The organism is Flavonifractor sp. An92 (assembly GCF_002159175.1).
GTDB lineage: Bacteria > Bacillota > Clostridia > Oscillospirales > Oscillospiraceae > Pseudoflavonifractor_A.
This window is the reverse complement of sequence record NZ_NFGZ01000009.1, coordinates 44,438-64,404: the sequence shown is the minus strand read 5'-3', so window position 1 is coordinate 64,404 and position 19,967 is coordinate 44,438. Positions and strand designations below refer to the sequence as shown.

The following is a 19,967-nucleotide window of genomic DNA, read 5'->3' as shown; positions in this document are numbered from 1 at the left end:
TATAATAATGGTTAGTTAATGCTAACTATAAATGTGTTTTTTGTTTTTGTCGGTTGCCACAGCAACACGGAGGGGTCTCATGGGTTCGATTTTTGCAGCAATGTCCCGTTGTCAACTGTTCGACGGTATTCCGGAAGAAAAATATCAGAATGTTCTTAACTGCCTGCATGGAGAGGTGCGGACAGTTCTGAAGGACACGGTCCTCCTGCGGATCGGCGATTGCCAAAGGCGCCCCGGCGTTGTTATGTCCGGCACCTTGAGGATCTCACTTTACAGCGAGGACGGAAATCTGCTGACCATTGATCGCCTGAGTCGGGGGCGCGTGTTTGGGGAGACATTGGTTTGCTCCATGTCCCAAGACAGCCCCATTCAAATTGATGCCCTTAACGATACAGAGGTGCTCTATCTGGACTTTGACCCTTTATTGCTTCAGCAAGAAAATGGGTGTCCATACCGGATGCGGGTGACCGCCAATTTGTTGCAGGAGATGGGAAGGGGAGCCTTATTTCTCAATCAGAAAATGCGTATTTTGGCGCAGAACCGGCTTCGCAACCGGATCAAGGTCTATCTTCAAGGTTTGCCGGTTGCTCCCAATGGTGAGATACGCTTGGAGATGGGACGTGGTGAGATGGCGGACTATCTGTGTGTGGACCGCAGCGCCCTTTCCCGGGAACTGGGCCGAATGCAGAAAGAGGGAATCCTTACTTATCAGGGTCAGGTCATTCAAATTCTGGACAGTGAATTTTTAACCGCGTAGACAGAAAAATCAGGGCTATCCGTTGCCATGGCAACGGACGGTCCTGTTGTTTTATGCAATAATCCTTCCGGTGGTTAGACATAGCTAACCACCGGAAGGATTATTTTGATTCAGATTGGAGGATCTCAAATGAAACGCACCCTTGCTTCCATCCTGGCTTCTGCCATGATGCTCTTTGCCCTGGCCGGTTGTGCCGTGGGCAATGCGCCTGCAGACAATACCAACCAAAACGACACGGCAGAGGAATCCAGTCAGGCCACCGAACCGATTACCATTTCTGTAGGCGTACCCACTGCCCCGCCTGCTCTGCCGGTTCTTTACATGATGGAGGAGCAGCTGCTGGGGGAGAATGTGACCATTGACCTGAATGTGTGGAATGCCCCGGAAGAACTTCTGGCTATGGTCCAGGGCGGAGAACATGACCTGTACGCATTTCCCCTGACCGTGATATCTACCCTCTATAATAAGGGCCTGGATGTACGTCTGATGAATGTGAACACCTGGGGCGTTACATACTTCATGACCACCGATCCGAATTTCACGACCTGGAGCGATTTGGAGGGTAAGACGGTATATATCCCGCTTCAGTCCTCTCCTCCGGATGCGCTCACCCAGTATTTTATGAGTGAGGCCGGCTTGACGGTGGGTGAAAATGTCCAGGTGGTCTACGCCAGTACCGCAGAGGTAGCCGCCCTTTTGGCCTCTGGGGAGGCGGAATACGCCACTTTGATCGAGCCCCAGGTTACTTCCGCCATGGCACAGAATGAGAATGTGCGCCGGGCACTCAGCTTTGAAACCGAGTGGCAGCGCTCCACCGGCACGGATACTATGATCCCTAACGCAGGCTTCGGCACCACCCAGACTTTCCTGGATGAGAACCCTGAGCTGGCCGTCCAGTTCCAGGCTGCCTATGAGGAGAGCGTGCAGTGGGTGTTGGATCACCCGGCTGAGGCTGCTGCGCTGGCTGAGGAGTATCTGGGCATGAAAGCCGCAATTGTGGAGGCAGCGATTCCCAATATGGGCTTGACTTTTAAGAGTGCCCAGGACGCCAAAGAGGAACTGGATACCTTCTATAACCTTCTTTACAACTTTGAACCCTCTATGATCGGTGGAAAGCTGCCCGATGAGGGGCTGTTCTATGCAGGGTAAGGCGGGACTGTGGTTCCGCCGTGCCTTGGGAGTGTGCCTGCTGCTGGGAGCCTGGCAGCTGGCATCTCTCTTTTACCCGCCGCTGGTGGTGCCCCCCATTGCCCAGGTCCTTTCTACATTGGTTCGGCTCATGACGCAGTCGGATTTCGGAGCCACCATAGGAACAACGATCCTGAGGCTGATTGCCGGTCTGGCCATCGGTGTGGGCGTTGGCGCTGTTCTGGGGCTGTTGTTTGGCCTGTGTCCCAAGATAGAGGATGTGGGAACCCCACTGATCCATGTGCTCCAGGCCATTCCGCCCGTATGCTGGGTGGTTCTGGCACTGGTGTGGTTCGGATTTAACGGAAAGCCTTGCGTCTTCATCGTGGCCACAGCCACAGTTCCAACTGTGGTGATCAACCTCAGTCACGGCGTCCGCAGCGTAGATCCACAGCTGTTGGAGATGGCGCGCCTTTACCAATTTTCCCGCTGGAAGATGCTGCGCCATGTAACCCTTCCTTCTATCCGCCCTTATTTCCGCTCAGCGCTGGAAATCGTGATCGGAGGCGGATGGAAGCTGGCAGTTATGGGAGAGGTTCTTACTACAAACAGCGGAATCGGAGGAGCCATCACCACGGCCCGGCTCAACATCAAGCCCGATGCCATCATTGCCTGGTCGCTGCTGCTGGTATTGGGATGCTATCTCACACAAAGATTGCTGAGGATGGCTTTTTGTGGGAAAGAAGGTGTGACATGCTGAAACTGAGCGGAATCACCAAGTCCTATGACGGATTACCTGTCCTGTCTGACTTGTCTTTGACCCTTTCTCCGGGGGAGATCGTGGCTCTGATCGGTCCCTCCGGCTGCGGAAAGACCACGCTTCTTAACCTGATTTCAGGCCTGGCAACACCTGACACGGGTACCATCGAGGGAACCGATACTCGGCTGAGCTATATGTTTCAAAGTCCCCGCCTTCTGCCGTGGCGAACGGTGGAAGAAAACATCCATCTGGTTCGTGAGGATGCCGAGCCGGAGGCTGTGCGTACCCTCATTTCGGATGTAGGGCTGAAAGGCTTTGAGGGGTACTATCCTACGCAGCTCTCCGGGGGCATGGCCCGTCGATGTGCGCTGGCACGGGCCTTCCATTTCGGCGGAGAGTTCTTCCTGATGGATGAGCCCTTTCAGGGGCTGGACTACGGCATTCGCATGGAGATGGTGAATATGCTTCTGGAGATCTGGAAGATCAAAAAGCCAGGCGTTCTGTTTGTCACCCACGAAATTGATGAGGCGTTGACCGTGGCCACCCAGATTGCTGTCCTGACACCCAGGCCAACCACCATTCAAACATGGATCACCCTGCCTGGCCGGGAAGGCCGGGATGCCTCGGCGCCGGAACTGACGGAGATCCGGCGGGAAATTATTGGTCGCATCACAGCCTGATCGTTGTTGCTGTGGCAATGGAATGATCCCGTTTCCTGGGGTATCATATGGATAAAACGACCCATGGAGGTATGAGCAATGGACTTTTTACGCAACCTGCCCACACAGCAGCCCCAGCAGCTCACCCAGCTGATTCAGATTCAACCTGGCCGCGTGGTCAGTATGGCCATGAGCCGGCAGGAACACTGCCAAATGACTCTTTTGGCCTTTGGCGACGGGGAGAGTATCAGTGAGGAATGCTATTTTGGCGATACCCTCTACTACATTCTGGAGGGGGCGCTTGATGTCTCTGCGGGGGAGGACAGCCGCAGTCTTCAAACGGGCGATTGTCTGGCTGTTCCCGCCCATACGCCCCACGCAGTAGTTGCTCCGGATGGCTGCAAGCTGCTGCAGATCACGCTTTCATAATGATTTAGGAGGAATGACTCATGGAAACCCTGATTAAGAATGTCCCTCATGCGCAGCCCTTTGCCTTGAAGGGGCAAGTGGAATATGAAGCGGGTAAAGTTGTCAGCCTGACCCTGGCCCAACAGGCCGGTGCGGGGATCACCCTGTTTGCCTTTGATGCGGGTGAGGCCATCAGCACCCACGCTGCTCCCGGAGACGCTATGGCGACCATTTTGGAAGGGACGGCACAGATTACCATTGACGGTGTTCCCCACACCCTGAACGCAGGAGAAGCCATTATCATGCCCGCCGGCATCCCTCACGCGGTACAGGCGGTGACAGCGTTCAAGATGTACCTGGTGGTCGTGAAGACCCCGTCCTGCTGACAGAAAAAGAACGGGCTCCATAGAAGCCAAAACGCTTCTATGGAGCCCGTTTTTTATTCCAATCCAGTCAGCAATTCGGTCACACCCAGCGCATCCAGCTCTGTGGGATCATGGGTGACAAGCAGCACGGTTTTTCCCATGCATCGGCGTTGAGTATCCTCTATCACCAGCTGCTTGGTCTCCCGGTCCAAACCCTTGAAAGGCTCATCCAGGATCAGGAGGTCATAGTCAGCCAGCAGACCACGGAGAATCGCCACTCTGCGCCGCTGTCCTCCGGAAAGCTCCCGGGTGGGCTGACCGATGCAGTCGGCAAGTCCCACCGCCTCTAAAGCGTTTCTGGCTTCTGTGCGGCTCAGGGACGGTGTTACCAAGCGGAGGTTGGAAACGCCGTCCAGTTGGTCACACAGACGATCTTCCTGGAATACTGCGCTGAGGCGGAGACCATCCAGGCCGTCGATCCGGCCACTGTCCGTCTGCTCCAGTCCCATGAGGATGCGCAGCAGGGTGGTTTTTCCTGCGCCGGAAGGGGCCATCAGCCCGGTGATGCGGCCGGCTGCCAGTGTGCCGGAGACATTCCGCAACACCAATTTTTCCCCAAAAGACTTGCATAACGCATGCATCACAATATCCTGCATGGCTCACATCCTCTCCAAGTGGTGCGCAGCCTGTCTCAGCACTACCAAAAAGAACCGCTCAAATAACAGGCTTACCAGTACGATGACCAGTGTCCAGGCAAACAGATCCGGCGTATCCAGATAGACCTTGGCCTGCTGGAGCCGCTCACCGATGGAGCCTGTGGGCATACCGATGACCTCGGCAGCGATTCCCGACTTCCAGCATAGGCCCAAAGCGGAGGCGCAGGCCGCCTGAAAATAGGGCAGCACCTGGGGCAGATACACATAACGGATCCGCCGGAGCGTGGGAATCCGGAACAACTGTGCCATCTCCAGCATCTGACTGTCCATGGCACGGATCCCGCCCAGAACCCCGGAATACAGCACCGGCAGAACCATCAGAAACGAGATCAGGATGGACAGATTGCGGGAAGAAAACAGGATCAGGGATAGAATGATAAACGAGGCCACAGGGATGGACTTGATGGCCAGCAGAAGGGGGGCCAGCAGCTCCTCCACCAGGCGCAGCTTGGCAGAGAACGCTGCAAGAACGGTACCCACTGCTGCCCCTAAAAGAAAGCCGCCGGTAATCCGCAGCATGGAAAATCCCACAGCCTTCCAGAACGACCCCTGAAGGGCCAGCTCCCCCAACCGGGCCAGAACCTGTATGGGCGAGACCAGTAAGATTTGCTGATCCAGCGCCATGGCCCCTATCTGCCAGACCAGAAGCCATACAAACACCGCCCAGGGCCGTAGTATTCCGGTGCGTTTCATCTTCCTCAGCGGCTGTAGTAGAAGTCGTCAGCGGGCAAAGCGCCGCCCACAGACTTGGCGTTCTGGTCGAAGAGGACGGTCAGATAGCCGGACAGCTTGTCCTTCATCTCGGCACCCTCTACAAAGACGATATTGCAGGCGGGAATGGCTTTCTGGGCAACCTCCGCGGTGACGATGTCATAGGAACCGACCAGCTGTGCGGCATCCGCGACATTGGAGTTGACAAACTCCACGGAAGAGGCATAGTGATCCAGGAAGGAGGAGACAGCCTCGGGATGCTCCTGGACAAACTCTGCCCGGGCCACTACCACTCCGGTGACCAGAGTAGAGGGTGTTTCGCTGTCCGCCTGCAGCTTGTCCCATTCCTCCGTCAGATCCAGGGCCACCCGGATGCTGTCGCTTTTGCTCTGGGCGGTGGTAACAAAGGGCTGGGGCAGCATGGCGATGGCATTCTCCTGAGCGGTCAGCGCAGCCAGGCATTCTGCCTGTTCGCTTTTCCACTCGATGGTCACATCACTGGTGGGATCGATGCCGTTCTGGGCCAGCACATAGTTCAAAGCATATTCCGGCGTGCCGCCCTTTCCGCTGGCATAGATGGTTTTGCCCCGCAGATCTTCCATGGACTGAACGGTATCCCCGCTCTCCACAATGTACAGCACACCAAGCGTATTGATTGCCAGAACCTGTACGCCGCCCTCTGTGTTGTTATAGAGGACGGAAGCCAGATTGGCCGGAACTGCGGCAATGTCTGTGGTACCCTGGGAAAGGGCCGCAGAGACCTCATCTGTCATGGCTGTGATGGTAAAGTCGTAGTTGTTGTCGGTTATGGAGCCGTTATCCGTCTCACTCATGAACTGCACCATTCCCATGGCGGTAGGACCCTTGAGGACCATCACCTTCACATCCACAGCTTCCGTCGTGACCGATTGACTGGTGGTGGGAGTTTCCGAATCAGAGGGTGTCTGAGAGGCGGTGGGCTCCTGGGGTGTGGAGGAGCAGCCAGCAAGAAGCGCCGCAGACAGAGACAGAGAACAAATGAGAGACAAGAGCTTTTTCATGATCGTATTCCTTTCTGGGTGGTTTATTTGGTGTTGGATGGATGATAGAGCAGATCTTCCAGCTGGTCCGGCTTAATCACATGGAACAGATTCCCGTGGGACTCAATAGCTCCCATGGTCTGCAGTGCTGCCAGCTCCCGGAACAGGGCGGCACGACTGACACCCAAATGGCGGGCCAGATCCTCCCGTGAGCCCCGAAAAATTACCTCGCCGCCTTCCTTGCTATGGGCAAGGAGAAAGGCGATGACCCGCCCCCGGCAGGACTGCATGGTGAGTAGCTCGATCCGCTTCAAGAGAAACTGGATTTTCTCACTGCAAACCGCAGCAAAGCGAAGGGCAAGTGTGCCATTTGCAGCCATGACTTCCTGCAGTACAGCTTTGGGAATATAGAGGATTTCCGTTTCCACGCTGCATCTGAGCACAGTCTCCAGTTCGCACTGAGTCAGGAGATTGCAGATACCAAAGCATTCTCCAGCCGACAGCTCGTTGAGCAGGATATCCTTTCCGTCCAATGCTACGGAATAGACCTCGATCCTGCCCCTTGTGATCAAACCGATGGATGGGATCCCCCGGGGAATGTCGCTGACGATCTGTCCGCTCCGGAAAATCTGAGTGGACACCTTTGTCCCAGGCAGTGTAACATCTGCCAAAAAAGCAGAAAGTGCCAGCTTGTGAGATAGCTCAGTTTGTTCCAACACCTCACCTCATTTCAATGGGTTAGCTTTCGCTAACCGTATAATATTGTACATGCCAAATATCGCTTTCGTCAAGAAAAAAAGCTGCGCTCTCAGTCTCACTTGATACTGACAAGTGGCACAGTCAGGTGGTAAGTTAATGCTAACTGCATGACTGGAGAGGAGCACACGCATGCCAAATCACATTTTCTTGTTCTCTGGAGCTTCTGCAGTAGGGAAGACCTCTGTTTTGCGATCTCTTCTTCCGCTGCTCAAGCAGAGCGGGGCAACCCCCTGCGTTTGCAAGATCGACTGCCTGCAAAGCGGAGATGCCGCAGTCTTTGAGGAACTGGGATTACCCTGTGTCACTGGCCTGAGCGGGGATATTTGCCCGGATCACTTCCTTGTATCCAATTTGCCTGAGCTGTGGGGTTGGGCTGATGACCGGAATTGCGATACGTTAGTGATTGAGACAGCAGGCCTGTGTCATCGCTGTTCCCCTGCCACCATCCACATGGTGGCGGGATGCGTCCTGGACTGTACTGCCAGCTGCAAGGCGCCGGGACAGCTTGGTCCCATGCTCACGCAGGCGGACTTTGTGGTGCTGACCAAAACTGATATGGTTTCCCAGGCTGAGCTGGAGATCATTTCCTGGCAAATTGGGGAACTAAACCCAAAGGCAGCGTTGTTCCCGGTAGATGGTTTAGCCGGATATGGCATCGACCGCCTGGCACAGTGGCTGCTGGAGCAGCCCACCAACTGCGGCTCCGGGGAGGATGTGCTTCGGCATACCATGCCAAGCGGGGTATGCTCCTATTGTGTGGGAGAACGCCGGGTAGGCGGAGCGTTCCAGCAGGGCGTTGTGGGTAAGATCGCCTTTGGAAAGGAGGCGCCGGTATGGAGTGCCTGACCATTTTGCCGGGGCATGACAAGGGCGGAAGGGTGGAATCCTTTTTGCCCATTCATCTCAAACGTGGTCAGCTGTACACCATTGTGGGGAACACTGGGTCAGGGAAGTCCCGGCTGATCAAAGATGTGGAGCAGATGGCCCAGGGAGACTCGGTTACCGGACGCACCATTTTGTTGGATGGAGCGCCCGTATCCCGCTGTCATCGGCAGAGGCTGTCGGGTCAGCTGGTAGCCCATCTTGGACAGAACATGCGCTTTGTTCTGGACACTACGGTGGAGGACTTTTTACGCCTGCACGCCCGCTGCCGCAGCCGGGAGATCACCCCGGAAGAAATTCTGAAATTGGTGAACGAGATCACGCCGGAACCCGTAACATTGGGTCAAAGCCTCAACCAGCTCAGCGGCGGGCAGTCCCGGGCCCTGATGATCGGGGATATCGCCCTCGTTTGTGACAGCCCCATCGTACTGATTGACGAGATTGAAAACGCCGGGATCGACAAGCAGCGGGCGCTGCATTTGCTTCGCCGTCAGGACAAGCTGGTTCTGGTGGTCACCCATGACCCCCATACAGCGTTGATGTCGGAGCGGCGGATCGTACTTGGCGGCGGCGCAATTACCGCGGTGGTGGGACGTTCTCCGGCTGAAGCGGCCCTCTATCAGCAATTAGAAGCCGAATACCAAACCCAGCGTCGCTATCAGACGTTGTTACGGAAGGGAGAACTCCTGGCATGACACATATTTTGCTCTACTGGAATCATATCTGCGTACTTCACCGACAGGAGAAGGCGTTCCTGGATGGGCTGACGCAGAAACTGCTCTCCGATGGGATCCAATTGGAAGTGCGCTATTTCGGCTTGGGATATCCGGAGCACATGTCTGAATATCTGGCCCGGCCGGATGCCGTTCTTCCCGACCTCATCGTTTCTGCCGATCTGGAGGTATTCGAAGATCCAGACATTTTCTGCAAACTGAAAGATGATCTCTATCCGGTGCGAAGCTGGATGTCCCTGCGTTCCGGTCCTATGCTGGATGCTGTGGAGCGAGGGCCGTTTCTGCTGCCGTTCCTGTCCATTCCTCTGGTCTACTATACCAGGGAACCGGAGGTCTGTGGCCATACTGCCCTGGCTGACTGGAACGGTCTGGCATTTGGCGGCATCAACAACTCGGCGGTCAAGACGGTGGTGAAAGCGGTTTGGGAACGATGGGGACATCAAGCAGCAGAAGCATTGCTGGAGCGCAGTCTGGTGACCGATATGCCCATTGGCGCCTTTCAGGCTGTGCGCCAGGGGCAGGCGTCCACTGCCCTTGTGCCTTCTCTATATGCTCTGCGGGCAGACGGACAGGAGACCTTCCTTCAGATTCCACGGGAAGGTCCGGTTCTGATCCCGTCCTACTTCTGTGCCCGCACTTCTGTTCCCCAGTCGATTGCCTGCCGTATGGTGAAAGAGATTTTGTGTCAGGAGCTTTGCTCCTTTTATGCTGCCAACGGAGATCTGATCGTTTATCCCGAGCACGCCCAGGGAAAAAGCCAGCAGGAGAGTCCCAGCGCCTGCTGTCCTTCTACTGAGTGGCTTGCATCCTTGACACACGATGAATTTTATGGACTATACTGCCAAAAACTTTCCAAAGCAACCGATTGGAAGGCTGATAACAAGTTACAAGTTTAGAAGAAAAAACAGAACTACCTCAGCCGCAGAGCACGGCTGAGGTAGTTCTGTTTTTATAGCATTTATAGGTTCCAAAGGATCGTCCTGATTTCCAAGTATGATCCAAGTAGTTTTATAGAACCTGTTTCCTCTCTTTCTGATGGGGAAGTGGACTCATACTTCTCAAACTGACCCCCAAAGTGGAAAGATTGTGCAGCGTGGCAGAGGTGGCGGGAGGAATGATCCCGGCCACGCCGAGGGCGATCAGAGCGCCGTTAAAGCCGATAACAAAGCGGTAGTTGGAATGGATGCGGGCCATGAGCGCCATAGCAATCCGGCGCAGTTCCACCAGCTCCCAAAGGCTATCGGCAGCGATGGTGATGTCCGCAATCTCCCGGGCGATGGCGGCGCCATCGCTGATAGCAATGCCGGCATCTGCCTCAGACAAGGCCGGCGAGTCGTTGATGCCGTCGCCCACCATCAGAACGGTATGCCCCTCCCGACGAAGCCGGGCCACATAGTCTGCCTTATCTACCGGGAGCACCTCCGAACGGAAATCGTCCACCCCCACCTGGGCGGCAATGGCTGCAGCGGTACGGTGACTGTCTCCGGTGAGCATGACTGTGTTGGAAATTCCCAGAGCGCGGAGTGTGGCGAGCACATCTTTTGCTTCCTCCCGCAGCGGGTCGGAAATACAGATCACAGCCGCCAGCTGTCCACCCACTGCCAGATACAGGTGGGAATACTCCGGCGGGAGCATGTCAAAGCGTTCCTGCTCACCTTCGGGGACCTGGCAGTGCTCATCCTCAAATACAAAGTGGGCGCTGCCGATGAGCACCCGCTCCCCGTTGACGGTACTGGCAATGCCGTGGGCCACCAGATACTCGACCTTGGAGTGGAACTCATCATGGGTTAGTCCCTGCTGCCTGGCCTCCTCGACCACAGCGTTAGCCATGGAGTGGGGAAAATGCTCTTCCAGACAGGCAGCCACCCGCAGCATCTCTCGTTCGTCTTTGCCGCCGAAGGGGATGATCTTTGCCACCTTGGGGCAGGCATGGGTCAGGGTGCCGGTCTTGTCAAAAACGATGGTATCGGCTGCGGCCACTGCCTCCAGGAATTTACCGCCCTTGACGGTGATATGTGCGTCTCCAGCCTCCCGCATAGCCGAGAGCACTGCCAGCGGCATGGCCAGCTTCAGGGCGCAGGAGAAATCTACCATCAGCACGGAAAGCGCTCTGGCCACGTTGCGGGTGAGGACGAAGCTCAGTAGGCTTCCTGCAAAGGTATAGGGAACGAGCTTGTCGGCCAGATGGGCAGCCTTGCTCTCAGCGGCAGACTTCATCTGTTCCGATTGCTCAATCATGTGGACGATCTGGTCGTATCGGCTCTGTCCAGAGGCTTTCTTGACCTCCAGCACACATTCGCCTTCCTCTACCACAGTTCCGGCATAGACCGCTCCGCCGGGACGTTTGGGCACGGGGATGGATTCACCAGTCAAGGATGCCTGGTTAACGGTGATCTCGCCCTCCAGTACCACTCCGTCCACAGGGACGATTCCGCCGGCCCGCACGACTACTGCATCCCCAGGCTGAACCTGGGAAATAGGAATCAGTACCTCACCCTCGGAGGTCCGGAGCCAGACTCGATCCACATTCAGCGACATGCACCGGGCCAAGTCTTCCACAGACTTTTTCCGAGTCCACTCCTCCAGAAGCTCTCCAAGTTCCAAAAGGAACATGACCGCACCCGCAGTTCCGAAATCCCCACGGCAGGCGGAGATGGAAATGGACAGGGCATCCAGCAGCTCCACCTTGATGCGGCGGCGCAGTAGGCAATGCAGACCGCGGCGCACAAAGGGGATCATATGCCACACGATCCGGGCAATGCGAAGCGGGGAGGGCAGAAACAGTGTGCAGGCCGCCTTCATCATGACCTTGCTGACCAACTTCTCCTCAAATTCTCGGTTAAGCGCCCGGGTGCTGTGGGCGGGCAGAGAGATTTGCTGTTCTGCTTTCTCCCAGGAAAAACAGCGGACATCGTCCAGAACGGCCTGCCGGTCTCCTTCGTACTGTAAAATGATGCAGCATGTCCGCTCGTGGACCGTAACACGGCGAGCCCAGGCTTTATTCTGCAGCCAGAGTTCCAGCCGGTCGGCCTGCTCCAGCGTCATGCGATTCTGCTTCAGCCTGATTCGAATACGTCCCCGGCTTTCATGCAATATGGTTGCGTTCATAGGTTCCTCCTTCACGAAAAGAGGGAGCCGCACGGGCGGCTCCCTCTGCTGTCATCAGGCTTCCACGCTGTCCAGATTGGCAGCAGCGGCATCCTCTGCCTCTTTGGCAGCCCGCGCCTCATTCAGGTCCTTGGCAGAAGCGAGAATGTCGGCGGCATTCTCCTGCACAGTAGCAACGGTTCCCATGACGGAATCCTTCATACGCAGACCAGCAGCAGTCGCATGGACATATGCATTCTTAGCATCCTTGCTGGACAGCAGCTTGATTCCGAAAGATCCAAACAGTGCGCCGCCTACAAAGCAGGCCAATTTCGTATAGACACTCATTCTGATACTTCCTTTCTGTTATTTTCGTTTGTAGCCGGTAACCATGACCATGATCATGCAGATTACCGCGCCCCAGGCCCAAAAACGATGCTGTTTCATCGCAATCACCCCTTATATCTCAGGATAGCGTTGAGCGTCCAATCATTATAGCCAACTAAATTCACTTTGTCATCACTGAAAAAGACAATGCATCCCGGCTTTCGACATTTTTTGAACTGCCCTGGTGTTACTCCATAATAGCGCTTGAAGACAGAGCTGAACTGGTTCATTCCTGCATAGCCTACTTGCTGAGCGATCTGATAGATCGGCAGATCTGTGCAATGAATCAATTCAGCGGCCCTGCGCATACGCAGATCCGTGAGATAGCCGTGAATAGACGTTCCATATATACGTCGGAACTCTGCTTTTAGATAGGTGGGTGAGACGGCAAGAAGCCGGCTCAAATCTGCGATTGTAATTTTCTCGGACAAATGCGACTCCATATATGCCCGTGCATCCAAAAGATTTTTAGGCACTTGGTTTGCTGTTGAGTATGCGGAACTATGGTCTTTTACCGTGAGGATATAGAGCAGTTCCATAGCTTTCAAGAGGCAATATCTTCCGCATGCCTCTTTCGGCAGATGCGTCAAAAAATCAAATATGGCCTGGCCCCAGCAACGATTGCAAAGCGTGGTGTAGCCATAGTGTACGGCTAATTTGGAGGGAAGTTGACACAGGTCTATAGGGAGTCCCAAAGAGGTGAAGACGGAAAAAAGTCCGTCATGGGATAGGTTTGGTTCGATCGTAATAAGAATTCCTTGCAGGTTCCCGCTGATTTTTACTGAATCGGGCGCGCAAACACTGGAAAGGACAAGTACATCATATTTTTCGATTGTATGAGATTTTTCGTTTGGTCGCTTGGCAACGACCTGCCCGCCCAAGCAAAAAAAGATTTCGTATATCTGGCCGGGGGGGTGTGCCGGAAGCATGGAAAGGTCTTCCGGCGTCGATCCTGACAATGTGAATTGGCAAACATGCGCACCAGGGATATCATGGAGCCATTGCACATATTCCGGATATTTGGTTTGCAAATACTCGATCAACATATCCAACACCTATTTTCAGAGAGAAGGCCTGCAGTCAAAAATAAGATCGATCGTATCCGGTATTCCTCGGATCTAACACAACTCGTTTGACCAGATTCTATGATGAAAAAGAGTGCATGACTCATTGAGTCAGCGATTTCAGGGCGCGGAAGCTTTCATCACTGATCGCGTGTTCCATCCTGCATGCGTCATTGGAGGCAATATCGGCACTTACACCAAGCCCTATCAAAAGGTCGCACAAGACCTGATGCCGTTCCTCCACTATTTGAGCAAGCTCAAGCCCTTTGTCAGTTAAATGAAGCGCTCTTTTGTCATCCATATAGAGAAGGTCAGCTTCACAGAGCGCTTTGACGGTAACAGAAACGGTGGGGCGGGAAACGGATAGACATGTAGCCAGTTGATGGCAACGCACATCTCCTTTTCGGGATAAAATGAAGACTGTTTTTACGTAATCTTCCGCTGTTCGTTTTAATGTCATGGACGATTACCATCCTTTTGGTCTGCGTTTCGGGAGACTGGTGTTACAGTTATGAACACTGCATTCTTTTCTCTTGTAGACAGTGGAAGGCTTTTAGTGAACAAGACGATACCAAAAAAGGATTGCGGCCCTTCCGCTGGAAAAGCCGCAATCCTTTGCTCATGTGTTATTTATGATGATGGTTTCCGCAGCTGCAATGTGTATCGTCATGTTTCGAACTGCAGGAGCAGCCGTCAGGACAACCGATACACTTTTTTCCACTTTTTTTCGCTTTATAAACATAGAACGCAGCGGCGGCAACAATAACCACAAGGATTGCGATCACAATGTAGTCGATCATCAGGATTTCGCCCCACTCAGCGCATACTCACGCTTCAGGTCCTTTTCTGTTTTCATGCACAGGTAGACCAGGACCGCAGCAAAGGCAACCACTGCAATCAGGCCGGGGAGGAAGCCAGCGCCCACCGCGCCGGTGGTGACCAGAGTGCCGATCTGATAGACCAGATAACCGACCGCATAGCCGGTACCCAGCTGGAGACCAATACCGGCCCACAGCCACTTAGCGCTCTTCATCTCAGAGTTCATGGCGCCGATGGCCGCAAAGCAGGGAGGGGTGTAGAGGTTGAACATCAGGTAGGCCAGGGCGGCCACCTTGGTGATGGCGATCACGCCCGCCACCTCAGCGCCCGCGCCTTCCAGCATTTCCAGCGCGTCGGTGTCAATGAAGTTCTCCAGACCCACGAAGCACACGGCCAGGGTGCCAACCACATTTTCCTTGGCGATGAAGCCGGTGACAGCAGCGGCGGCCAGCTGCCAGCTGAGGACGCCCACGATGGGCACCAGCAGGTAGGCGAAGGGGCCGGCAATGGAAGCCAGGATGGAGCTGTCGGCGGTTTCAGCCACCTGGAAGCTCCAGTTGAAGGTCTGCATGATCTGCACGGCAGTGTTGCACAGCAGAATGATGGTGGCAGCCTTTACGATGTAGGCCCAGCCCCGGGCACACATGGCCTTCAGGGCAAAGAGCAAAGAGGGGATCTTGTACTCGGGCAGCTCAATGATGAAGAAGGACTTGCGGTTCTTGTAACCAGCAATCTTGTTGACCAGCAGAGCGCCCAGGAAGATCAGAACGATACCGGTAAAGTACATGGTGAAGCTCACCCAGCCTGCATCATCAAAGAAAGCACCGGCAAAGAGGGCGATGACAGGGATCTTGGCGCCGCAAGGCATGAAGGGGGTCAGCATAGCGGTGGCACGGCGCTCACGCTCATTGCGGATGGTGCGGCTGGCCATGACGCCGGGGATAGCGCAGCCCGTACCGATGACAAAGGGAATCACGGACTTGCCGGAGAGGCCTACTTTTTTGAAGATGGGATCCAGCACCACGGAAACACGGGACATGTAGCCGCAGTCCTCCAGCAGGGCAATCAGGAAGTACATGATCATCACCAGGGGCAGGAAGCCAACCACAGCGCCCACGCCGCCGATGATACCGTCGGCCAGCAGAGCGGTCAGCAGGGGGTTGGCATCGGCCAGGGAGTCGGCCACAGAGCCCTGGAAGGTCTCGATCCAGCCCACCAGTGTGTCCGCAATCAGCGGGCCTACCCAGGTTTGGGAAATCTGGAATACCAGGAACATGACCACGGCAAAAATAGGAATACCCAGGAATTTGTTGGTCAGCACAGCGTCAATGGCATCGCTGGTACCCTTCTCTTTCGTGAGGACTTTCCGCTTTTCCACCTGGGATACCAGAGAGTTGACAAAGGTGAAGCGCTTGCGGTCCGCATCCTCCACGACCTTCTTGTCGGTCACGTCGATGTCACCCTGGGAGTAAGGAGCCTTCTGTGCCTTGCCGTTCAGCTCGACAGCAGCGTCTACCACTGCTTTCAGGCCTTCAGCGGAAGTAGATACGGTTTCCAGAACCGGGCAGCCCAGCTTGGCGGAGAGGGATGCAGTGTCAATGGTGGTCTGCTTCTTGGCGTTGATGTCACTCTTGTTCAGAGCGACCACCACCGGAATGCCCAGCTCCAGCAGCTGGGTGGTGAAAAACAGACTGCGGCTGAGATTGGTGGCATCCACGATGTTGATGATGGCATCCGGGTGCTCATGCCGCACATAGGCACTGGTGATGCTCTCCTCCGAGGTAAAAGGGGACATGGAGTAGGCACCGGGCAGATCCACTGCGATCAGATCTTCAGTCCCACTGTAATAGGCTTTCTTGATGGGGTGTTCCTTTTTCTCCACCGTCACACCGGCCCAGTTGCCCACTTTCTCGTTCCGCCCGGTAAGGGCGTTATACATGGTGGTTTTGCCGGAGTTCGGGTTGCCTGTCAAGGCAATACGCATGGGTAGTTCCTCCTCTTTTTGCTATTCTCTCTATTACAACACATGGCGGTTGCTGTTGGCTAACCGATATGTGCAGTAAACACACATATATTTTAGAAACAGGGGGTGGAGGCAGCTCAAATCAGAATTGCCTCCGCCAGTTGATTGTCAATATTATAGCGGCCATCTTTGATAGAAACGACGCAGCCGCCCTTTAAATGGGAGATTACCGTGATCGGCTCTCCTTCGTAGCATCCAAGCGAAAATAAAAACGCATTCAACTCTTCATCGTCTGTATCGATTCGCTGGATTTTGTACTCCGTTCCTTCTAGGGCTTCTTTCAAAGTCATATTCTTCACCTGTCAATAAAATGGTAGCCTTGGTTAGCGTATAACAACCAAAACTCATTAAAAAAGGTTAGACAACCCTAACCACTGCATCGCAAATAAAATATCATCAAAACGCCTTTGTCAAGACCAAATTTGAAAGTATACTCACTAGTATAAATCAGAAAAAAGATAATCAAATTGGAACTTGCTGGTTTTCTGTGATATAATAAAAAAAACAGTATCGTCGGAGGTAGCTATGTCGATTTATGAGTCTGGCCAGATGTATCTGGAAACGATTTATATCCTCTCTCAAAATAAAAGTTATGTGCGAGCTATTGATGTCGGAGAACATTTAGGATATTCCAAGCCCAGTGTCAGCAGGGCAATGTCTATTTTGAAGAAAGACGGATATGTTCTGGTGGATACAGACGGCGCAATCACATTAACGGAAAGTGGTATGGAAGTTGCACAGACTATGTATACTCGTCATATTGTCCTATCAGAAATGTTGATGCGATTGGGTGTGGATGAGAAAACGGCAACGGAGGATGCATGCCGAATTGAGCATGTCATCAGTGAAGTGTCTTTTTCAGCCATTCAGCAACATTTGAAATGGACTTTGGAGCAGACGATGGAGGAATGACCAATGGGTATTGATCATTGTTTTTTACAAGAAAACATGATGGGGCCAAATGCATGGATACTTGCTGAGGAACTCACATCTAATTTGCCCAGAAAAAAAGGAATGCGGATTTTGGATTTAGGATGTGGTCGAGGTATTTCGTCCATATTTCTTGCAAAAAAATATGAGGCTGAGGTCTTTGCTGTAGATTTATGGATCTCCGCTACTGAAAACTTTGCCCGATTCCAGCAAATGGGCGTAGCACAACAGACAGTTCCTCTGCAATTCGATGCCAGACAGCTTCCGTTTGCGCAAAGTTTTTTTGATGCCGTAGTCAGCATAGATTCTTACCATTATTTCGGCAACAATAATACCTATTTTGAAAAGATTCTGAGACCTATCTTGAAAAAGGGGGCTGTGGTCTCACTTGCTTTTCCCGGTATTAAAAACGAAATCCATGAGAATATCCCGGAAGAGATGAAGCCGCTGTGGGATGAAGAAGCGCTGCAGATGTGGCACTCCATCGACTGGTGGAAGCCTAAATTTGAAGCACACCTTGAAGATTTTAACATTTGTGAAATGGATTGTTTTTCCAGAGCGTGGGATGATTGGCTTGCTTGCGATAACCCATACGCCTCCGAGGATAGATTGATGATCGAAGCGGATAACGGCCGATTTATGAATTTAATAAAGCTTACTGGTACTATTCGTTAGATGAAAGCACAAAACAATCGGACAGCTGCTATGCTGTCCGATTGTTTTTGTAACTTGAGTTATAGAGTATTAGGTTAGAACCGCTTGGCTGCCAGTTTCAGACCAGAGAAGCACCCAAATTACGGCATGCAGCCAGACCATCGTCATCCGGAGTTTCATTGCAGATCACACTGTCACAGGCCAGATTAGCGCCGTCATCATTGCAGCGGGCCTCCCAACTGCGCATCCACTCGCCATCGCCCCATCCGTAGGAGCCGAACAGAGCGATGTTTTTTCCGCTCAGGCGGTTTTCGCAAGCGGAAAACATGGGCTCAAATTCCATCTCCTCCAACTGCTCAGCGCCCATAGAGGGACAACCGAATGCTATGGCATCAAAGCTGCCCATCTGATCCGCCGAAAATTCAGAGGCGGTCAGAACCGAAACCTCGGCGCCCTTCTCCTTGGCACCCTCTGCCACGGCCATTGCCATGGCTTCGGTATTACCCGTACCGCTCCAAAAAACAACTGCAACTTTACTCATAAGACACAACAACCTTTCTTCGTAATTTATTATGGCAGAAACATCAACCAGCTACTGTGAGCTGCTCAATGGACTTCCCTCGCAGCCACTGCCGGGAGTAGGCTTTGCTGCACATATCGTACTTTTCAAACGTATTCTTTGCTGTTTGTTCGTCGCCGTAGACCTTCCAGCATCCCACACACTTGTGCTTGCAGGCTCCATTTTGGATAAAACCTAACACGTCTTCCGGCGGATAGCTTAAAAACAGGCCGATCTCATGAGGAAATTCCTCTTCTGCGCAAAGGCGACGGATTAAATGAACCACGCAGCAGTTCGGATTTTCCGGCGCGTATCCGTACTTCAGCAGAAGAGCTCTGGCACGTTGATCGGCCAAGTCGCACTCCAGCGCATGGGGCCGATAAACATAAATCAGGGCACGTCCTCTGCGGACTCTGAGCGGCAAAACTCGGATTCCTTTCGGAACCAGCTTTTTATTCAATCGGCACAATTCTTTTGTCAGGTCTGTTCGGGAGGTACAGGGGCATGAGAACAGATTCCCTGTTTTGATTCCTGCCAGTGTAGGGGAACAATGGCGAACCAATAAATCCTCTGACATGGAAGCACCCCATTTCTCGGTCGAGAATGATTCTTCTAAGTGGTATGTTTTGTACGATAGTTAGCAAAGGCTAACTGTTGCGAAAAAAATAATTTGCTTCACCAGGTTAGTTATTGCTAACTGATTGGTGTGGTTATATATGACTGGGATGAATTTGTCAAGATAATTTGTTCAGGCAAGGATGATGTAACTTCCGTGCCCCAGCAATCCAGAGGGGAAATCACATTTTCTTGTATGAGAAATGTAGTAGGCGCATCGATTAGTGGTGCATTTCAGTAAGCAAAATGCAGAAAGAGAAAATGCAGTCACGCTCTTTGCGTGACTGCATCAGCATAAAAAATCAAGTGTTTCGGTTGTCCAAACTATGGATGATACAGGCGATGCCTGAAATTAGTGCAAACAGGATCATCCCGCCAATGGCGTTGTTAAACAGCGCACCGAAAAACATACCCCCAATGCTGGCTGCCACCATAATGATGACGGAAACAACAGTCCTGAACATGTAAGACCCTCCTTTTGCAATCAATACATACAACAAGATAAGTATAGGGCCAACAGGGAGAGAAGTAAAGAGCAACGTTATCTCAGGAATGAAGTGGAGGAAATCTGACCTGTTTCTGCAAGAATGATTTTTATAAAAGATCTGCTCTGCTCAATAGTTAGCAAAAATTCACTTTTGTGAAACAATATGAGTGCTTCCTGGGATGAATTTCTCAAGAGGAAAAGCATCAATCCGTGGTGAGTAGTCCATAACAATGACGAGATCCTGAAAAAAATATTATGCTTTTTTGTTCTTCAAAAATGTGCGGATTGCATGAATCAAGCAGAGCGCGGAAATAAGGAGCTGTACCACAGCAAACCCCATGTTGCCTTCTGTATAATTGATCCATGAGATAGTAACCCAAATAACGACCGCGGCCAGCCAGCAGATGGGACCAATGTATTTTTTCATTATCTGCTCCTTTTAGC

At 53.0% G+C, this 19,967-nt stretch carries 26 protein-coding genes; 11 read left to right on the top strand and 15 right to left on the bottom strand.

What is annotated here, in order from left to right; translation table 11 throughout:
- The first annotated feature begins 79 nt into the window (after positions 1 to 79).
- From B5G43_RS08295 to B5G43_RS08270, 6 genes are all read left to right on the top strand, one after another.
- Positions 80 to 757, top strand: coding sequence for a Crp/Fnr family transcriptional regulator (locus tag B5G43_RS08295; RefSeq protein WP_087260159.1), 678 nt, complete (start codon positions 80 to 82; stop codon positions 755 to 757).
- A 129-nt stretch (positions 758 to 886) separates the two neighbouring features.
- Positions 887 to 1,906, top strand: a complete 1,020-nt coding sequence (locus tag B5G43_RS08290; RefSeq protein WP_087260157.1) for an MqnA/MqnD/SBP family protein — start codon at positions 887 to 889, stop codon at positions 1,904 to 1,906.
- Positions 1,896 to 2,645 (top strand): ABC transporter permease, encoded by a 750-nt coding sequence (locus B5G43_RS08285; protein ID WP_087260155.1) that lies wholly within the window; start codon positions 1,896 to 1,898, stop codon positions 2,643 to 2,645. The genes B5G43_RS08290 and B5G43_RS08285 overlap by 11 nt, the downstream gene beginning before the upstream one ends.
- Complete coding sequence (locus tag B5G43_RS08280) at positions 2,639 to 3,325, top strand: ABC transporter ATP-binding protein (RefSeq protein ID WP_087260154.1); 687 nt, start codon at positions 2,639 to 2,641, stop codon at positions 3,323 to 3,325. The genes B5G43_RS08285 and B5G43_RS08280 overlap by 7 nt, the downstream gene beginning before the upstream one ends.
- A 78-nt stretch (positions 3,326 to 3,403) precedes the next feature.
- A complete protein-coding gene (locus B5G43_RS08275) occupies positions 3,404 to 3,733 on the top strand; it encodes a cupin domain-containing protein (protein WP_087260152.1) in 330 nt (109 codons plus the stop codon).
- Between the two features lie 20 nt (positions 3,734 to 3,753).
- A complete protein-coding gene (locus B5G43_RS08270; protein ID WP_087260150.1) occupies positions 3,754 to 4,098 on the top strand; it encodes a cupin domain-containing protein in 345 nt (114 codons plus the stop codon).
- A gap of 53 nt (positions 4,099 to 4,151) precedes the next feature.
- Here B5G43_RS08270 and B5G43_RS08265 read toward each other — a convergent pair whose 3' ends face one another.
- From B5G43_RS08265 to B5G43_RS08250, 4 genes are read right to left on the bottom strand one after another with little or no spacing between them, the layout of a single operon-like run.
- Positions 4,152 to 4,733 (bottom strand): ABC transporter ATP-binding protein, encoded by a 582-nt coding sequence (locus B5G43_RS08265; protein ID WP_087260148.1) that lies wholly within the window; start codon positions 4,731 to 4,733, stop codon positions 4,152 to 4,154.
- A 3-nt stretch (positions 4,734 to 4,736) separates the two neighbouring features.
- Complete coding sequence (locus tag B5G43_RS08260) at positions 4,737 to 5,486, bottom strand: ABC transporter permease subunit (RefSeq protein WP_087260146.1); 750 nt, start codon at positions 5,484 to 5,486, stop codon at positions 4,737 to 4,739.
- A 5-nt stretch (positions 5,487 to 5,491) separates the two neighbouring features.
- Positions 5,492 to 6,544, bottom strand: coding sequence for a PhnD/SsuA/transferrin family substrate-binding protein (locus tag B5G43_RS08255; protein ID WP_087260144.1), 1,053 nt, complete (start codon positions 6,542 to 6,544; stop codon positions 5,492 to 5,494).
- Between the two features lie 23 nt (positions 6,545 to 6,567).
- Positions 6,568 to 7,242, bottom strand: a complete 675-nt coding sequence (locus B5G43_RS08250) for a Crp/Fnr family transcriptional regulator (protein ID WP_087260142.1) — start codon at positions 7,240 to 7,242, stop codon at positions 6,568 to 6,570.
- A gap of 169 nt (positions 7,243 to 7,411) precedes the next feature.
- Between B5G43_RS08250 and B5G43_RS08245 the strand changes: the two genes are divergently transcribed.
- Genes B5G43_RS08245 through B5G43_RS08235 form a run of 3 tightly spaced genes read left to right on the top strand, consistent with a single transcriptional unit; the run spans position 7,412 to position 9,794 of the window.
- Entirely contained in the window at positions 7,412 to 8,128 is a 717-nt protein-coding gene (locus tag B5G43_RS08245; RefSeq protein ID WP_087260140.1) for a GTP-binding protein, read from the top strand.
- On the top strand, positions 8,116 to 8,859 hold the full coding sequence (locus B5G43_RS08240) for an ATP-binding cassette domain-containing protein (protein ID WP_006571815.1): 744 nt from the start codon (positions 8,116 to 8,118) through the stop codon (positions 8,857 to 8,859). Before B5G43_RS08245 ends, B5G43_RS08240 begins: the two co-directional genes overlap by 13 nt.
- Positions 8,856 to 9,794, top strand: a complete 939-nt coding sequence (locus B5G43_RS08235) for a hypothetical protein (protein ID WP_087260138.1) — start codon at positions 8,856 to 8,858, stop codon at positions 9,792 to 9,794. Before B5G43_RS08240 ends, B5G43_RS08235 begins: the two co-directional genes overlap by 4 nt.
- 112 nt (positions 9,795 to 9,906) lie before the next feature.
- Here the strand turns inward: B5G43_RS08235 and B5G43_RS08230 are convergent, their stop codons facing one another.
- From B5G43_RS08230 to B5G43_RS08200, 7 genes are all read right to left on the bottom strand, one after another.
- On the bottom strand, positions 9,907 to 12,006 hold the full coding sequence (locus tag B5G43_RS08230; RefSeq protein WP_087260136.1) for a heavy metal translocating P-type ATPase: 2,100 nt from the start codon (positions 12,004 to 12,006) through the stop codon (positions 9,907 to 9,909).
- Positions 12,007 to 12,060: 54 nt separating this feature from the next.
- On the bottom strand, positions 12,061 to 12,333 hold the full coding sequence (locus B5G43_RS08225) for a DUF6110 family protein (protein ID WP_087260134.1): 273 nt from the start codon (positions 12,331 to 12,333) through the stop codon (positions 12,061 to 12,063).
- A 104-nt stretch (positions 12,334 to 12,437) separates the two neighbouring features.
- Positions 12,438 to 13,418, bottom strand: a complete 981-nt coding sequence (locus tag B5G43_RS08220; protein WP_087260132.1) for an AraC family transcriptional regulator — start codon at positions 13,416 to 13,418, stop codon at positions 12,438 to 12,440.
- A 121-nt stretch (positions 13,419 to 13,539) separates the two neighbouring features.
- Positions 13,540 to 13,896 carry a metal-dependent transcriptional regulator gene (locus B5G43_RS08215; RefSeq protein WP_087260130.1) on the bottom strand — a complete coding sequence of 119 codons (357 nt, stop codon included), beginning with the start codon at positions 13,894 to 13,896 and terminating at the stop codon, positions 13,540 to 13,542.
- A 166-nt stretch (positions 13,897 to 14,062) separates the two neighbouring features.
- Positions 14,063 to 14,236, bottom strand: coding sequence for a FeoB-associated Cys-rich membrane protein (locus B5G43_RS08210; RefSeq protein ID WP_006571808.1), 174 nt, complete (start codon positions 14,234 to 14,236; stop codon positions 14,063 to 14,065).
- A complete protein-coding gene (locus B5G43_RS08205; RefSeq protein WP_087260128.1) occupies positions 14,236 to 16,239 on the bottom strand; it encodes a ferrous iron transporter B in 2,004 nt (667 codons plus the stop codon). Before B5G43_RS08205 ends, B5G43_RS08210 begins: the two co-directional genes overlap by 1 nt.
- A 116-nt stretch (positions 16,240 to 16,355) precedes the next feature.
- A complete protein-coding gene (locus B5G43_RS08200; protein WP_087260126.1) occupies positions 16,356 to 16,568 on the bottom strand; it encodes a FeoA family protein in 213 nt (70 codons plus the stop codon).
- 235 nt (positions 16,569 to 16,803) lie between these two features.
- Between B5G43_RS08200 and B5G43_RS08195 the strand changes: the two genes are divergently transcribed.
- A complete protein-coding gene (locus B5G43_RS08195; RefSeq protein WP_087260124.1) occupies positions 16,804 to 17,190 on the top strand; it encodes a metal-dependent transcriptional regulator in 387 nt (128 codons plus the stop codon).
- Between the two features lie 3 nt (positions 17,191 to 17,193).
- Positions 17,194 to 17,883, top strand: coding sequence for a methyltransferase domain-containing protein (locus B5G43_RS08190; RefSeq protein ID WP_087260122.1), 690 nt, complete (start codon positions 17,194 to 17,196; stop codon positions 17,881 to 17,883).
- Between the two features lie 97 nt (positions 17,884 to 17,980).
- Here the strand turns inward: B5G43_RS08190 and B5G43_RS08185 are convergent, their stop codons facing one another.
- The 4 genes from B5G43_RS08185 to B5G43_RS17315 form a co-directional block, all read right to left on the bottom strand.
- Complete coding sequence (locus tag B5G43_RS08185; RefSeq protein ID WP_087260120.1) at positions 17,981 to 18,403, bottom strand: flavodoxin; 423 nt, start codon at positions 18,401 to 18,403, stop codon at positions 17,981 to 17,983.
- A gap of 43 nt (positions 18,404 to 18,446) precedes the next feature.
- Entirely contained in the window at positions 18,447 to 18,998 is a 552-nt protein-coding gene (locus B5G43_RS08180) for a DUF3793 family protein (RefSeq protein ID WP_087260118.1), read from the bottom strand.
- A gap of 340 nt (positions 18,999 to 19,338) precedes the next feature.
- Positions 19,339 to 19,500 carry a hypothetical protein gene (locus B5G43_RS17505; RefSeq protein ID WP_006571801.1) on the bottom strand — a complete coding sequence of 54 codons (162 nt, stop codon included), beginning with the start codon at positions 19,498 to 19,500 and terminating at the stop codon, positions 19,339 to 19,341.
- A gap of 276 nt (positions 19,501 to 19,776) precedes the next feature.
- Positions 19,777 to 19,950 (bottom strand): hypothetical protein, encoded by a 174-nt coding sequence (locus tag B5G43_RS17315; RefSeq protein WP_158097384.1) that lies wholly within the window; start codon positions 19,948 to 19,950, stop codon positions 19,777 to 19,779.
- Positions 19,951 to 19,967 lie beyond the last annotated feature (17 nt).